General features: G+C 66.0%; 10 protein-coding genes and 1 pseudogene. 8 read left to right on the top strand and 3 right to left on the bottom strand.

What is annotated here, in order from left to right; genetic code table 11:
* Positions 1–64: 64 nt before the first annotated feature.
* Positions 65–729, bottom strand: a pseudogene (locus ACLL81_RS11620) (IS6 family transposase).
* Positions 730–838: 109 nt separating this feature from the next.
* On the opposite strand from ACLL81_RS11620, the gene ACLL81_RS11615 reads away from it, so the two are divergent.
* The 4 genes from ACLL81_RS11615 (at position 839) to ACLL81_RS11600 (ending at position 5,716) form a co-directional block, all read left to right on the top strand.
* Positions 839–1,495 (top strand): TetR/AcrR family transcriptional regulator, encoded by a 657-nt coding sequence (locus ACLL81_RS11615; protein WP_411288504.1) that lies wholly within the window; start codon positions 839–841, stop codon positions 1,493–1,495.
* 243 nt (positions 1,496–1,738) lie between these two features.
* Positions 1,739–2,260 carry a VOC family protein gene (locus ACLL81_RS11610; protein WP_411288503.1) on the top strand — a complete coding sequence of 174 codons (522 nt, stop codon included), beginning with the start codon at positions 1,739–1,741 and terminating at the stop codon, positions 2,258–2,260.
* Positions 2,261–2,319: 59 nt separating this feature from the next.
* Positions 2,320–4,611, top strand: coding sequence for a TonB-dependent receptor (locus ACLL81_RS11605; RefSeq protein WP_411288502.1), 2,292 nt, complete (start codon positions 2,320–2,322; stop codon positions 4,609–4,611).
* An 82-nt stretch (positions 4,612–4,693) separates the two neighbouring features.
* The gene (locus ACLL81_RS11600) at positions 4,694–5,716 is read left to right on the top strand and encodes an amidohydrolase family protein (RefSeq protein ID WP_411288501.1); all 1,023 of its coding nucleotides are present in this window, start codon (positions 4,694–4,696) and stop codon (positions 5,714–5,716) included.
* On the opposite strand, the gene ACLL81_RS11595 is transcribed toward ACLL81_RS11600, so the two are convergent.
* Complete coding sequence (locus ACLL81_RS11595; protein ID WP_411288500.1) at positions 5,713–6,243, bottom strand: VOC family protein; 531 nt, start codon at positions 6,241–6,243, stop codon at positions 5,713–5,715. The genes ACLL81_RS11600 and ACLL81_RS11595 overlap by 4 nt on opposite strands.
* A gap of 174 nt (positions 6,244–6,417) precedes the next feature.
* Between ACLL81_RS11595 and ACLL81_RS11590 the strand changes: the two genes are divergently transcribed.
* The 4 genes from ACLL81_RS11590 (at position 6,418) to ACLL81_RS11575 (ending at position 12,103) form a co-directional block, all read left to right on the top strand.
* Positions 6,418–7,605, top strand: coding sequence for an LLM class flavin-dependent oxidoreductase (locus tag ACLL81_RS11590; RefSeq protein ID WP_411288499.1), 1,188 nt, complete (start codon positions 6,418–6,420; stop codon positions 7,603–7,605).
* Positions 7,556–10,903, top strand: a complete 3,348-nt coding sequence (locus ACLL81_RS11585) for a carboxyl transferase domain-containing protein (protein WP_411288498.1) — start codon at positions 7,556–7,558, stop codon at positions 10,901–10,903. Before ACLL81_RS11590 ends, ACLL81_RS11585 begins: the two co-directional genes overlap by 50 nt.
* A 232-nt stretch (positions 10,904–11,135) precedes the next feature.
* Positions 11,136–11,567: a DUF2924 domain-containing protein gene (locus tag ACLL81_RS11580; protein ID WP_411288497.1), complete on the top strand. Its 432-nt coding sequence runs from the start codon at positions 11,136–11,138 to the stop codon at positions 11,565–11,567.
* Positions 11,516–12,103 carry a recombinase family protein gene (locus tag ACLL81_RS11575; protein ID WP_411288496.1) on the top strand — a complete coding sequence of 196 codons (588 nt, stop codon included), beginning with the start codon at positions 11,516–11,518 and terminating at the stop codon, positions 12,101–12,103. The genes ACLL81_RS11580 and ACLL81_RS11575 overlap by 52 nt, the downstream gene beginning before the upstream one ends.
* Positions 12,104–12,178: 75 nt before the next feature.
* On the opposite strand, the gene ACLL81_RS11570 is transcribed toward ACLL81_RS11575, so the two are convergent.
* Positions 12,179–13,483 carry an AcvB/VirJ family lysyl-phosphatidylglycerol hydrolase gene (locus ACLL81_RS11570; protein ID WP_411288495.1) on the bottom strand — a complete coding sequence of 435 codons (1,305 nt, stop codon included), beginning with the start codon at positions 13,481–13,483 and terminating at the stop codon, positions 12,179–12,181.
* Between the last annotated feature and the right edge of the window lie 396 nt (positions 13,484–13,879).

The raw sequence follows: 13,879 nt of genomic DNA, 5'->3' as shown, positions 1-13,879 counted from the left end.
GCGGAGACAAGTTTCGGGATGACTCATCGCTGGTGGTGTCAGTCGAGCGGCAACCGGTCTCCGGTCAGGCGCAATTTCCCCACCCTGGCCTGACCTCAGCCCATGACCGCGGCCACTCGGCCAGAGCGGCTGAGCGTCGTTCGCGGTAGAGGTTTCGGCTGATGAGGTGGCGCTCCTGGTTGAAGAGGTTGTGGACCGTGCCGTGCACGGCGGCGAATTTCTGCAGAGTCTTCATTCTGCGGAACCGGATCATCGCCCGTCGTCGGAAGGGCAAGTGTGAATTCTCAGCCCGATTGTTCAGCCAGCGCCCCGTCTCCTGGCGATCGGCATTGCCGATTTCCCGCATGGCGGCACGGTAGGATCTCACCGTCGGTGACGACCGCTTTGGATCGGCCGTGGCCGTCTCATGGCTTTCTCGATGAATTTCAATGCTGAAGCCTTGTCCCGGGTCTTGGTGACAAAGGATTCCAGCACGCCGCCTTCGTGGTCGACGGCGCGCCAGAGATAGCGCATTTCGCCGTTGATCTTCACGTAGACCTCGTCGAGGTGCCACCGCCAGTGGGTGTGAGCCCGCATCTGATCGACCCGCTTCTTGCGGATCTCCCCGGCGAACATCGGACCGAACCGGTTCCACCACAGCCGTACCGTCTCATGGCAAATGTCGATGCCGCGCTCGAACAAAAGGTCCTCGACGTTGCGCAGCGACAGCGGGTAGCGGACGTACATCATCACCACCCGTCAGATTACCTCCGGGGATGAGTCGAACCCAGCGAGCGTATATATCCGCGGGACACTATGCTAACGGCCGCCCCTCAATACGGCGGAGAAGTCCAGGGCAATGGCCCGTCAGGCAGATCATATCGAAAGGCGACGACTGTTCGCCGCGGCCGCGCTCAACGTTATTTCGCGCGACGGCCTTGAAGGCTTGACCGTTCGGGAAGTCGCGCGTGAAGCCGGCTTTACGACTGGCGCGCTGACCCACTATTTTAAATCCAAGGACGACGTGCTGATCGCAGCCTCGGAACATGCCGCCGAGCAGGTGCGCGCGCCCATGGAGGAGGCCGCCCTCGAATCCTCGGCTCGCGCGGCCTTGCGCCACCTGCTCTACACGGCCCTGCCCACGACCACCGTCATGAAGAGACGCTGGCGCTTCTGGATGGCCTTCTGGGAGCGCGCCGCCCACAGTCCGCAGGTCAACCGGGTAATGAAGGAGCGGTACCGTGAATGGTCCGGGCGCATCGCCGGCCAGATCTGCCGCGCGCAGGAGCAGGGCGAGGCCCCCGCCGCTCTGGACGCTGACCTGACCGCCCGCGAACTGGTCGCGCTGGTCGACGGGATCGGGGTACAGGTCCTAATCGCCGGCAAGCTGGCCGCACCCGCCCAGAGGCGGTTTATCGATTCTCTGATCGAGGCCCGGCTGGGCCCGCCTCCGGTCAAGGTCGTCGAGCCGCCCGCGGCCCGGGCGTCGCGCCAGTCGACCCGCGCCACGGCCTGACGCCGAGCCATCCGACCTGCCAGCGGAGTCCCGCCCAGTTTGAGAGACCGTGATGGCGCAGAACGTGCGTTATCTTATTCCTTTGCGATCCCGACAGAACGCGCGTTATATTTTCAGATGACGGTTGGAGGTGGGCCGCCCGCGCGGCGCATGTCCCGCAGGTGAGCTGAAAGGCGGGCAGGTCGACTGCATCTGATGCGGTGCCTGCGACGTCCACCCAAAGCGGTTTGAGGGAGCTGACGAATGAGCGAACCTGCCTGGCTGCTGACTCGTTTCTACCACACGGTCATCAATTGTCGGGACCTCGACGAGTCGGTCGCCTTCTTTCGTAAGCTCGGCTTCGACGTCCTCAATGACCGCCGCCACGTGACGTGGCCGGCGTTCGTGGCGGGCCTGTTCGGCCTCAAGCGCGCGCGGGGCCGGGGTGTGCTGATGGTGCTGCCCTCCGATCCCGACGGCCCGATGCTGGACCTGCTGGAATGGCTTGAGCCCAAGGCCGAGTTTCCAGATCCCTCAAAGGTCGGCGAGACCGTGCCGCGCATCCTGGCCTTTCGGACCCAGAATGTCCGGGCCGCCTATGACGACCTAAGCCGCCAGGGCGTCCGCTTCGCCCAGCCCGTACATACGCCGGAACAGGCGCTCGGCGTCGTGGGCACGGTGTGCTGCTACGACCCCAACGGCAACATCATCGAGATGATCGAACTAGAACCCGGCGTCCGCCACTCGCGGGCAAACGAGGCCCTATCGCATAACGGGAAGCCCTGATGGGCGATGATGCCCGGCACCCAGTCGGCCGCCGGATTTAAACAGGGGGAGGAAACAGAATGGTCAGCCAACGGATGCTCAAACTGCTCACCGGCGTCGCCGCGATCTGCCTTTCGGCGGGCGCCGCAATGGCCGCGGAGCAAGACAAGCCGGCGACGATCAGTGAGGTCGTCGTCACCGCCCAGTATCGCGAGGAAAATGTCCAGAAGGTCCCCATCGCCATCAGCGCGGTGGGCGGCGAGGCGCTGGAGGCGCAGGGGGTCACCGGCTTCAAGGAACTGGGCACACGGGTGCCTTCCCTGCGCTTCGGCTCGGGCGTGACCGGCGGTGAGAACGTGATCACCATGCGTGGGCTGGGCAGCCAGAACACGACGCCAGGCGGGGACTCGCCGGTCGCCTACAACATCGACGGCGTCTACGTGCAGCGGACCACTTCGATCGACCCGGAGTTCTATGACATCGCCCGCGTCGAGGTGCTGCGCGGGCCGCAGGGCACCCTCTCCGGCCGCAACTCCGTGGGCGGTTCAATCAACGTCATCACCAACAAGCCGACGAGCGAGTTCCACGCCGGGGCGGACGCTATGATAGGCAACTACGACGCCCGCACCTTCCGCGCTTTCCTCAATGCACCGCTGGCGGACAAAGGCGACTTCCGCGCGATGGCCCGGCTCACCGCGGTGTCGGCCGAGCACGCCGCCTACACGAAGAACCTGTCCAGGAAGACCACGGCGACCGACCAGCTAGACGCCCAGGACTACCAGATGCTGCGGGCGCAACTGGCCATCGACTTCAACGCCGATGCCAGCCTGCTACTGGCCGCCAGCCTGAGCCAGAACAAGGGTGTGGCGGCCGCGGCGACGGCTTGGTGGCAGACCCCGGCGCGCTACACCCGCGCGCCGCTCGGCATCGCGATCGGCTCGGCCTGCGACTTCAGCACCCAGGCGAAGTTCGATCCGCGGCGGGTCTGTCACGACGCCCCCGACCGCGGCAAGAACGAGACGGAGCTCTATTCGGCGACTTTCGACTGGGCGCTCTCGTTCGCCAATTTCACCTCGGTGACGGCCTATGGGACCAGCGACGTGAACCAGGTGAGCGACGGCGACGGCTCAGACCTTCCCATCGCCGTAGGCGCGCCCTGGACGCTCAACGCCAAGCAGTTTTCGGAGGAGGTTCGGTTCGCCTCCAAGGGCAATGGGGCGCTTCGCTGGGTGGTCGGCGGCATCTACTTCTACGGCAAGAACTTCCAGGACTTCGGCTACCGGGACCTGGGCTTCAACGACTTCGGTCCGACCGTGCCGTTCAACGCCTTCAACTTCTTCAGCCAGGGCACCAGCAAGACCAAGGCCTACGCGCCGTTCGCCCACTTCGACTATGACCTGTCCAAGACCTCCGCCGGGATACCACTGACCCTGACGCTCGGCGTCCGCTACACCCACGATAAGAAGTACGGCTTCAACTTCCTGGACTACCAGTTGCCGATCGCCTGCGGCGGCAGCTGCGCCGTGTTCAAGGGCCCGTTCAGCAAGAGCTGGGAACAGGTGACGGGCAAGGTGGGCGCGGCCTATCAGGTCAACGAGGCCTCGCTGCTCTACGGCTCGATCTCGCGGGGTTACCTGGCTGGGGGCAACATCGTAGGCCTGGCCAACATCTACAATCCGGAGACCCTCACATCCTTCGATGTGGGCTGGAAATCGCGATTTCTGGACGGCCGGGCGCAGCTCAACCTGGCGGCCTACCATCAGGTGATCAAGAACCTTCAGGTGTTCATCCAGAGTTCGACCCAGTCGGGCATCAACAACGTCAACGGAAGCACGGACGTGAACGGCCTGGAGGCGGAATTCACCGTCGTTCCGGTCGAGAACCTGCGCCTGAACGCCTCCCTGACGGTGACGGACGCCAAGTACGGCCGCTACATCACCACGGCCGCCCGGTTCGGCGGCCCCGGGCCGGGCTGCGACGCCGCGACCAAGCTCTGCAATTTCAAGGGTAATCGCCTGAACCAAACGCCGCCCTACGCCCTGAACCTGGGCGCGGAGTACACCTTTGACGTAGGCTTCGGGACGTTGACGCCGCGGGTCGACACCTACTTCTCGGGTAAGGTGGACTTCCTGCCGGACAACTTCGCGACCTCGCGGCAGAAGTCCTATCACACGACCAATCTGCGCCTGACGTGGAAAACCCCGGACAGCCGCTACAAGGTCGACGCCTTCGTGGCCAACATCGAGGACGACGACATCATCTCTAACGATGGGTTGCAGTCCATCTCGCTCGGCCAACAGGTGCTGGAACCGGACAACTTCGTCTACTACCCGCCCCGCACATATGGCGTTCGCGTCGGCGTCAACTTCTGATCCAGAGCGGGGCGTGGCGGCTCTCCGCCGCCCGTCCCGCCGCCGTCCGTCCCTGAAGCAGTAACGAGTCACAGCGATGTCGATGGAGTGGCCGGTCCGTGCCGAGTGGCTGGCGCAGGTGTCCGAAGCGCCCCTCGAACCGGACCTGCCGGTCATCGACGCACACCATCACCTGTGGAAGCTGCCGCAGGAGACCTACCTGCTGCCCGAACTTCTGGCGGACCTGCACCCGGACGGGGGCGGGCATAACATCGTCGCCACCGTCTTCGCCGAATGCGGCGCGATGTATCGGACGTCCGGGCCGCCGGAATTTCGGTCGGTGGGCGAGGTGGAATTCGCCAACGGCGTGGCGGCCCAGTCGGCCAGCGGGGCTTTTGGGCAGACCCAGGCCTGCGCCGCGATCTTCGGTTCGGTCGACCTAATGCTGGGGCGTGAGGCGGGCCGGGTGATGGATGCCCACATCGCCCGGGCGCCTGACCGGTACCGCGGCGTGCGGCCCATCGTGGCCGCCGATCCGCATGGCGTGCTCGACCCCTGGCCCAGCGCGCCCGCCGGCATGATGGCCAGCGCTGGGTTCCGCGACGGCGCACGCGAACTGGCGCGGCGCGGCCTTTCCCTCGACATCTGGGTCTTCCATCATCAGCTCGCCGAGGTGGCCGCGCTGGCGGCGGCGGTCCCCGACCTGACGATCATCCTCGACCACATCGGCACGCCGCTCGGGATGGGCTACTATGCAGGCCGCCAGGCGGAGGTGTTCGCGGACTGGCAGACCGGCCTGGCGCGCGTCGCCACCTGCCGCAACGTGGTGGTGAAGCTGGGCGGCCTGAACATGCACTTCAACGGGTTCGGCTGGAACGAGCGTCCACGGCCGCCGACCTCAGACGAACTGGCTGCCGCCAACGGCCCGTATTATCGCGCCGCCATCGACCTGTTCGGGCCCGACCGCTGCCTTTTCGAGAGCAACTTCCCGATGGACAAGCGGGCCTGCGGATACGGGGTCCTGTGGAACGCCCACAAGAAAATGGTTCGGGATTTCAGCGCCGGCGAGAAGGCGCTGCTGTTTCACGACGTGGCCGCCCGGATTTACCGCATCGGACCCGCTTAGCCGGGATCGTCCGTCCCGTAGACCTCCTGCAGGCGCGACGTCGTCAGCCCGGGCGCAAGTTCGATCAGCTCGATGACATTGCCGTTGGGATCGTAGACGCCGCCTACGGCCAGGATCCCGGCGGCGGCGTTGCCGGTGTAGGCCTCCGCGGTCGTGGTCCGGTAGCCCTTCGCCTGCATGGCCCTGAGCGCGCCCGCGACATTGCGAGTCCGGAAGGCGGTCACCCGCGGCACGGTGGTGGGCGAGACCGGATTGAATGTCGCCTCCGGTTCCAGCCATTGGATGATGTCCAGCATTGGGCCGTTCGGTGGCGGATCGTTGGGAAGCGCCATCAGCGTGCCGCCGCGGCCCTTCACGTCTGGGATCAGGCCGAACACCACGCCGCCGCCCGGCGGCCAGGTCATGTTGCGGCGATCGCGGACGATCTCGAACCCCAGCGCCTGGTAGAAGGCCACCGTCTCGTCGATGTCCCGGGCGTTGATGATCGTGTGGTAAAATTGCTCCAGAGCCCAGTCGCCGCCGGCCATGCCCGTTCTCCCCCCGATGTAAGGAGCATCATAGCATATCGTCCGTTATGCCAAGGGCATCCAACTAACCAAGAGGCAGTTTTTCGAAGAATCGATTACCCATCCTTGACACCTTCATCGGGACTACATTACGTAACAGTTGTTATGTAAAAGTCGACAGGGGGAGGCGGCGCAGTGAAGTTCGATATCTTCTGCGAGATCCAGAGGGCGTTTCCCTGGAATGGCGCCGACGAGGCCAGCCTGTTCCGGGAGATTCTCGACCAGGCGCGGGCCGCCGATTCTGCCGGCTTCACCACATGGTGGCAGGTGGAGCATCACGGGTCGCCGGAGTTCAGCTACTCGTCCGCACCCGAGATCGTCCTGACGGCGATCGCTATGGCGACCCAGCGCCTGAGGGTGGGCCACGCCGGCGTGCTGGCGCCGTTCAAGATCAACTCGCCCCTGCGGGTAGCGGAGCGGGGTGCGACGATCGACATCCTGTCGGGCGGACGATTCGACCTGGGCCTCGCCAAGAGTGGCGGCAAGGAGTGGGAGACCTTCGGCGTCGATCCGGACACGGCTCGCGACGAGGTCCGTGAAGCGATGCACGTCATTCCCCGGGTCTGGACGGACAAGGAGTTTTCCTGGGACACGCCGACCTACAAGACGCCGCCCCGAGAAATCGTGCCGAAACCACTGCAGCAGCCGCACCCGCCGCTCTGGCAGACCTGCGGCTCGCCGGAGAGCTTCTTCATGGCGGGCGAGATGGGCGTGGGCGCGCTCGGCACCACCCTGCTGAGCCCCGTGGCCTTTCTGGGCGAGATGCTGCGGGAGCACGAACGAGGTCTGGCCGCCTGCAAGGCGCCGGCGGGCAAGACCGTCAACGCCCAGAAGGGCTGCTTCACCTTCGTCCATCTGGCGGAGACCCGCGATCAGGCCATCGCCAACGGCGCCGCCTGGTCGGCGCTCTGGTACGTCAACGCTGCGCCGGTGGTGTTCAAGGTGCCTCGCCGGGTCTGGTACGACATGATCAAGGGCGGGCTGCACCCCAACTCGGCCCGCGACACCGCGGCCCAGGCGCGGCTGGATCCCAACGAGACGGTGATCCACGACGACGATCCGCCGGTATTGAAGGTCCTCAAGCGTATGGCCCAGGGCGAAAAAATCTCGTTCGTGGAGGCCCATGAGGTGCTGGAGCCTCTGGACTGCGTCGTGATCGGGGATCCCGACCACTGCGTCGACAAGATTCGAGGCTACGAGGCTATCGGTGCCGACCGCATGATGTGCATGATGCAGTACGGCTCGATACCCCATGCTGCGGTGCTGAAGAGCATTGAGCTGGCGGGCCGCCACCTGGTCCCGGCCTTCGCGCGAGCGGCCTAGCTTCCGGAGATTTGGCCTGACGATCCGTTCCCTGCTCATCGCCAATCGCGGTGAGATCGCCATCCGGATCGCCCGCGCCGCGGCGGACCTGGGCATTCGCACCGTCGCCGTCTTCTCGGAAGACGACGCGTCAGCCCTGCATCGCAGTCGCGCCGACGCCGCTGTGGCGCTGAAGGGCGTTGGACCCCGCGTCTATCTGGACGCTCAGGCCCTGGCAGAGGCTGCCATCGCCGCCGGCTGCGATGCCGTCCACCCGGGCTATGGGTTCCTCTCGGAGAGCGCGGCGTTCCAGCGGGTCTGCGCTACCGCCGGCCTGACCTTCGTAGGGCCGGACGCTGAGGCGCTGGAACTGTTCGGCGACAAGGCCCGCGCAAGAACATTCGCGGAAGATCAGGGAGTCCCGGTGATCGCCGGCTTGCCTGGCGGGGCGAGTCTTGCGGAAATGCGGGCGTTCCAGGTTGGATTGTCCAAGGGCGCATCGCTGATGATCAAGGCGGTGGCCGGCGGCGGCGGTCGCGGCATGCGCCGGGTCGAGGCGGGCGAAGATCCGAGCCAAGCCTATAGCGCCTGCGCCCAGGAGGCCTTGGCTGCGTTCGGCGACGACCGCCTCTACGCGGAACATTTCATCGCTGCGGCGCGCCACATTGAGGTGCAGGTGGCGGGCGACGGCAGGACGGCCGTGGCGATCCACGACCGGGAATGCTCGTTGCAGCGGCGGCGTCAGAAGCTGATCGAATTTTGCCCCGCCATCGGACTGTCGCCGGACGTGCGAGCGCGCCTGCAAACCGCCTCGGTGCGAATGGCGCAGGCGGCGAAGTTGCGTGGCCTGGCCACTTTTGAATTCCTGCTGGACATCGCCGACGGCGAGACCGCCGTGTTCATCGAGGCCAATGCCCGTCTCCAGGTCGAACACACGGTGACCGAGGCGGTAACCGGCCTGGATCTCGTCCAGCTTCAGCTACGGCTGGCGGGCGGAACCTTGCTGGTCGACGCCGGCCTTGGCGACGGCCCACCGCCGGTTCGGGGCAACGCGGTTCAATTGCGGGTCAACCTGGAACGTATCGCTGCCGATGGCTCCGTGTCCGGCGGCAGCGGGGTAATCACGCGCTATGAGCCACCCAGCGGGCCCGGCGTGCGTGTGGATGGCGCGGGGTTCGCCGGTTATCGGCCCAGCCCGGCCTTCGATTCGATGATCGCCAAGGTTATCGTCCATAGCTCTGACGCCGACGTCCGCGCCGTGGTGGCCCGGGCCAGCCGCGCGGCGGCCGAGTTCCGGCTGGACGGGGTCGACAACAACCTGGCCCTGTTGCGGGCGATACTGGAGGTCCCAGAAGTGGCTCAGGGCGCCGCCGACACCACCTTCGTCGAACGCCGTCTCTCGGGTCTGCTGGCGCGCGCCGCCGAGCTGGAACCGCCCTTGGAAGTCGCCGCCGCGGCAGGACCCGATGCCGCCTTAGCCGAGGCGCCGGAGGGCAGTCTCACGGCGGCGGCCCCGCTGCGCGGCACCATCGTGGGCTTCGAAGTCGCGGTAGGCGACGCCGTTCGCGCTGGCCAGTCGGTGGCGGTGCTGGAAGCCATGAAGATGCAGCACATGGCCAATTCGCCGGTGAGTGGCGTGGTCGTGGGCCTCGTGGGCGAAACCGGCCTGACCGTGGATGAGGGCGATCCGCTGGTCTTCATCCAGCCGGAGGGGTTGGCCGATGTGCTGGCCGACGTTGATGTGATCGACCTGGAGAGGATCCGTCCTGACCTCGCCGAGGTGATCGCGCGCCAGGCCCTGACCCTGGATGAAAACCGCCCCGACGCCGTTGCGCGTCGGCGCAAGACTGGCCAGCGCACGGCGCGGGAGAACCTGGGCGACCTGTTCGATCCCGGCAGTTTCACCGAGTTCGCCGGGCTCGCCATCGCCGCTCAGCGCCGCCGTCGCACGATTGACGATTTGCAGGTCAACACCCCGGCGGACGGCATCGTCACCGGCATCGGCGAGGTGAACTGCGCGTTGTTCGGCCCGGAGACCTCGCGTTGCGCGGCGCTGGCCTATGACTACACCGTTCTGGCTGGCACCCAGGGCCACTTCGGCCACAAGAAGACCGACCAGATCCTGGAATTCGCCGAGCGCTGGAAACTTCCGGTGGTCTGGTACACGGAGGGCGGTGGCGGACGACCGGGCGACGTGGACGCTGGCGGCCTGTCGGCCTCGTCCCTGGACACCACCAGCTTTACCACCTTTGCGCGGATGTCGGGGATCGCGCCGCGGATCGCCATCAACTCGGGCCGTTGCTTTGCCGGCAACGCGGTGTTCTTCGGCTGCGCGGACATCACCATCGCGACCCGCAATAGCAACATCGGCCTGGGCGGCCCGGCGATGATTGAAGGCGGTGGGCTGGGCGTGTTCACCCCGGACCAGATCGGTCCCGCCGACGTGCAGTGGGCCAACGGCGTCCTGGACCTGCTGGTCGAGGACGAGGCCGAAGCCACCGCCGCCGCCCGCCACCTGCTGGGCATGTTCCAGGGTCGAGTGAAGGACTGGACCTGTGCCGACCAGCGCGCCCTGCGCCACATCGTGCCGGAGAACCGCGTGCGGGCCTATGACGTCCGCGCCGTGATCCGCGGCCTGGCGGACACCGGAACCTTCCTCGAACTGCGCGGCGGCTATGGACCCGGCATGATCACCGGTTTCCTGCGGGTGGTGGGGCGCCCCTTCGGCGTGATTGCCAACGATCCACGCCACCTGGGCGGCGCCATCGACGGCGAGGGCGCGGAGAAGGGCGCGCGGTTCATGCAGCTCTGCGACGCCTTCGACGTGCCGATCCTGTCGCTGTGCGACACGCCCGGGTTCATGGTCGGCCCGGACAGCGAGAAAACCGCCGCCGTACGGCGCGGCTCGCGCTTGTTCGTCACCGCTGCGGCCCTGTCGGTACCGATGTTCGCGGTGGTGCTTCGCAAGGGCTACGGCCTCGGCGCCCAGGCCATGACCGCTGGTGATTTCTCCGCGCCCGCCTTCACCGTCGCCTGGCCCACCGCAGAGTTCGGGCCGATGGGGCTGGAGGGTGCCGTGCGCCTTGGTTATCGCAAGGAACTGGAGGCCGAGCTCGACCTCGTGGCGCGCGAGGCCCTGTTCCAGAAGCTGGTGGGCCGGATGTACCTGACCGGCAAGGCCATCTCCGTCGCGCAGGTCGCCGAGATCACCGCCGTCATCGACCCCGCGGACACCCGCGAATGGCTGACCAAGGGCCTGAACGCCACCGGCCTGTCGCCCCGGCGCGCGAAGGGACGGAGTTTCATCGACGTCTGGTAGGGGTGCGGCGGCGATGGTGTTGTCAGCCCAAAGTCACGGGACGCTGACGGGCGGCGGTAGATGCGGCACGAGATGCTGAACGAGACGGTGCACGCAGTCAGACGAGAAGTGATCTCCATATTTTCAACTAGTTGATCACCGACTCGTGTTTGGGAGATTTCTTCTCGCGGCGTTGTGATGGCTGCCGGCGCTACTGTTATCCAAGGCACCGCCACACTTACCGGAGGCGTCGGTGGACCTCGATCAGAACGCGCTGAGTGACGTTGTCGAAGCCGAGATCCGGCTGATTGAGCACATGCAGCTGTCAGAGTTGCGAGCGTTGTGGATGGCGCGCTGGGGCTCTGCGCCGCGGTTTCGATCGGTCGACCTGCTGCGCAGACTGATCGCCTGGCGACTGCAGGCGGAATCGTTTGGCGGTCTCGATGCAGAGACCAGAATACTCCTAGGCGGCACTTCGATCCCGCAACCGCCGGGGCCGCCCCCAGGGTCACGTCTGACCCGCGAATACCTCGGTGTGCTCCATCACGTCGATGTTGGCGAACAGGCGTTCAGCTATCAGGGAACGATCTATCGAAGCCTGTCGGCGGTCGCGCGGAAAATCACCGGCAGTCGATGGAATGGCCCGCGGTTCTTCGGACTGCGCGAACCGGCGAGCGCCCGGTGAACGCCGTCGCGCCCGTTCGCTGCGCGATCTACACGCGCAAGAGTCCTGACGAGGGCCTGGAGCAATCGTTCAACAGCCTCCACGCCCAGCGCGAGGCCTGCGAGGCATACATCCGGTCCCAGGCCGGCGAGGGATGGGCGGCCATTCCAGATCACTATGACGACGGCGGATATTCCGGTGGCGCGATGGATCGGCCAGCGCTTCGGCAGCTACTGGCGGAGGTGGCTGCCAAGCGGGTCGATGTGGTCGTTGTATATAAGGTCGACCGCCTGACGCGCTTCCTTCCCGACTCGGCTGATTTCAAGGCCAAGGTGGCGCTGAAGGGTGAGGTCCCAGATGGCCCTGCCGATCGTCGGTTCATGCAGCCAGGGGCTCCAAGGGACCATCAGGGCGCCGTCCTCCCGCTCGACCGTGAAGGCGCCGAAGTGGCTGGCGATTCCGGCTCGCATGCTGTCGTAGAGAGGTCGTTGCTCCAGCGAGAGGTCAGCGGGCGTAATCAACGGCAGGCGCATGGGAGGTCCTTCGAGAAGGGGTGATGACGTGAGGCTGGGTGCGCCCGTTCGTGGAACGACTCCTCCTGCGGACGGTGACGGAACGCCGGAATGGGCAGATCACAAGCCCGCCGCTGCGGAAATGGCACGGCCCACGGCGGCATAGTCGCCGTTGAAGTGGTGACCGCCGCTGAGCTTCACCGCGTGGATCAGGTTTGGGTTGAAGGTCGGGCAGGCATCCCCGGTGTCCTGGTCGCCATAAATGCAAACCATCGGGATGCCCTTCAAATCGGCCAGGGTCGGAGCGATGGGATACGCGCTGGGGCTGCCATGGTTGAGCCAATCGCCTGGGTGGAACTCCAACTCTCCGTCCTTATCGACGGCAACAAGGGCGACCAAGCGAATGTGCGCGCGCATCTCCGGGGACAGGCGGGCCACGATAAACGGCAGGGCGTCGGCGCCAAAGGAATAGCCGGCCAAGACGATCTTCGACTTGTGCCAGGTCGCCATGTAGTGCTCGAGCACCGCGGTCAAGTCGGCGGCCGCAGCCTGGGGCGTCCGGCGGGTCCAGAAATACCTTAGGGAGTCGTAGCCCACGACCGGGACATGGGCCTGGACAAGGCCTTCGGCCAGGCCCCTGTCGATCCCGGCCCAGCCGCCGTCCCCGGAATAGAGCACCGCCAGAGTGTCGCCGCCGCCCACCGCGGGAACTTCGATGATCGGCAGGCCTGCCAGGCGTGCGGCGCTGGCCGTCGGAATTGCGGGCGGGGCCGCGGCAGCCCGGGGATAGAGCCAGGAGAAGGCCTGGGCGAACTGGGGGGCCCAGTTGGCGGCCACCGAATAGCCATGTCCGACTTTCGGAAGGTCGATCACGCCGGCGTTGGCCGTCTGGGCGATGAAGGCGTGGGTCGCCGCCGGGAGGCAGGTCAGATCCTGGCGACCCTGAAGGGCGATGAAGCGAGAGCTCAGCGTCTTCGAGGGCCCATAGATGAAACCGAGCTTGGGGTCCGTGCGATAGCTGAGCCTGCCATCGCCGGCCGCTAGCGGCTTGTCAGTCTTCAGGTCCGGGCAAAAGCCAAGACCGACTCCGCCCTGAAAGATGCCGCTGGGCGACTGCACTAGCGTCCCATAGGCGAGGGTCGCGCCCGACGAATATCCGACGACAACCGGGCGGTGATAGCGCTTGAAGCCGAGCGATTTCTGGACGGCTTGGGCCAGACTGGAAAAGTCGCCGGCTGGATAGAGCGTCCCGGCCTTTGTGGCTTGGGCCGCTCCAAGGTAATGACGGATATCGACCCCCACCACGGTGGCGTCCATCCGCGCAAGCCGACGAGCCATGTCAACGACACCCTGGTTCCAGCCGCCGTCCCCGGAAATGAAGACCACGAACCGATCAGGCTCCTTGGCCGCCTTGTAGATCGTCACCGGACCTGACGCCCCGAACTTGAAGGAGGTTTCTATAACCGGGCCAGCCACTGCAATCGGTCGCGGGGTTTGAGGCATGGCCTCAATCGGGGCCGGCCTTAGCTCGGGCGGGGCCTGCACCAAGGCAGCCGATCCAGTTCCAAGCGCCAGGACGGCGGCGCCAGCGAGAAGGAGGTTGGAGAGTTTCATCGGATGTCCCTGCGCTGATCGCGCGGGTCCTCCGCGCGTCAGTAGGAGTCGCAGGCTCTTCCCTCCCGCTGCTTTCGATCAGCTTACGCTTTTGTGAGCGGGATCGCAGGTGGGCGGGCGACCAGCCGGGTCACGTCGAGAATTGCAGAGGCCAGCGCGAGTGGTGGGGCGGCCAGATAGCGCGGGGTCCACACAGGATCGAATTTC

The organism is Phenylobacterium sp. (genome assembly GCF_046590535.1).
Taxonomy (GTDB): Bacteria; Pseudomonadota; Alphaproteobacteria; order Caulobacterales; family Caulobacteraceae; genus Phenylobacterium.
This window is presented reverse-complemented; position numbering and strand designations above follow the sequence as displayed.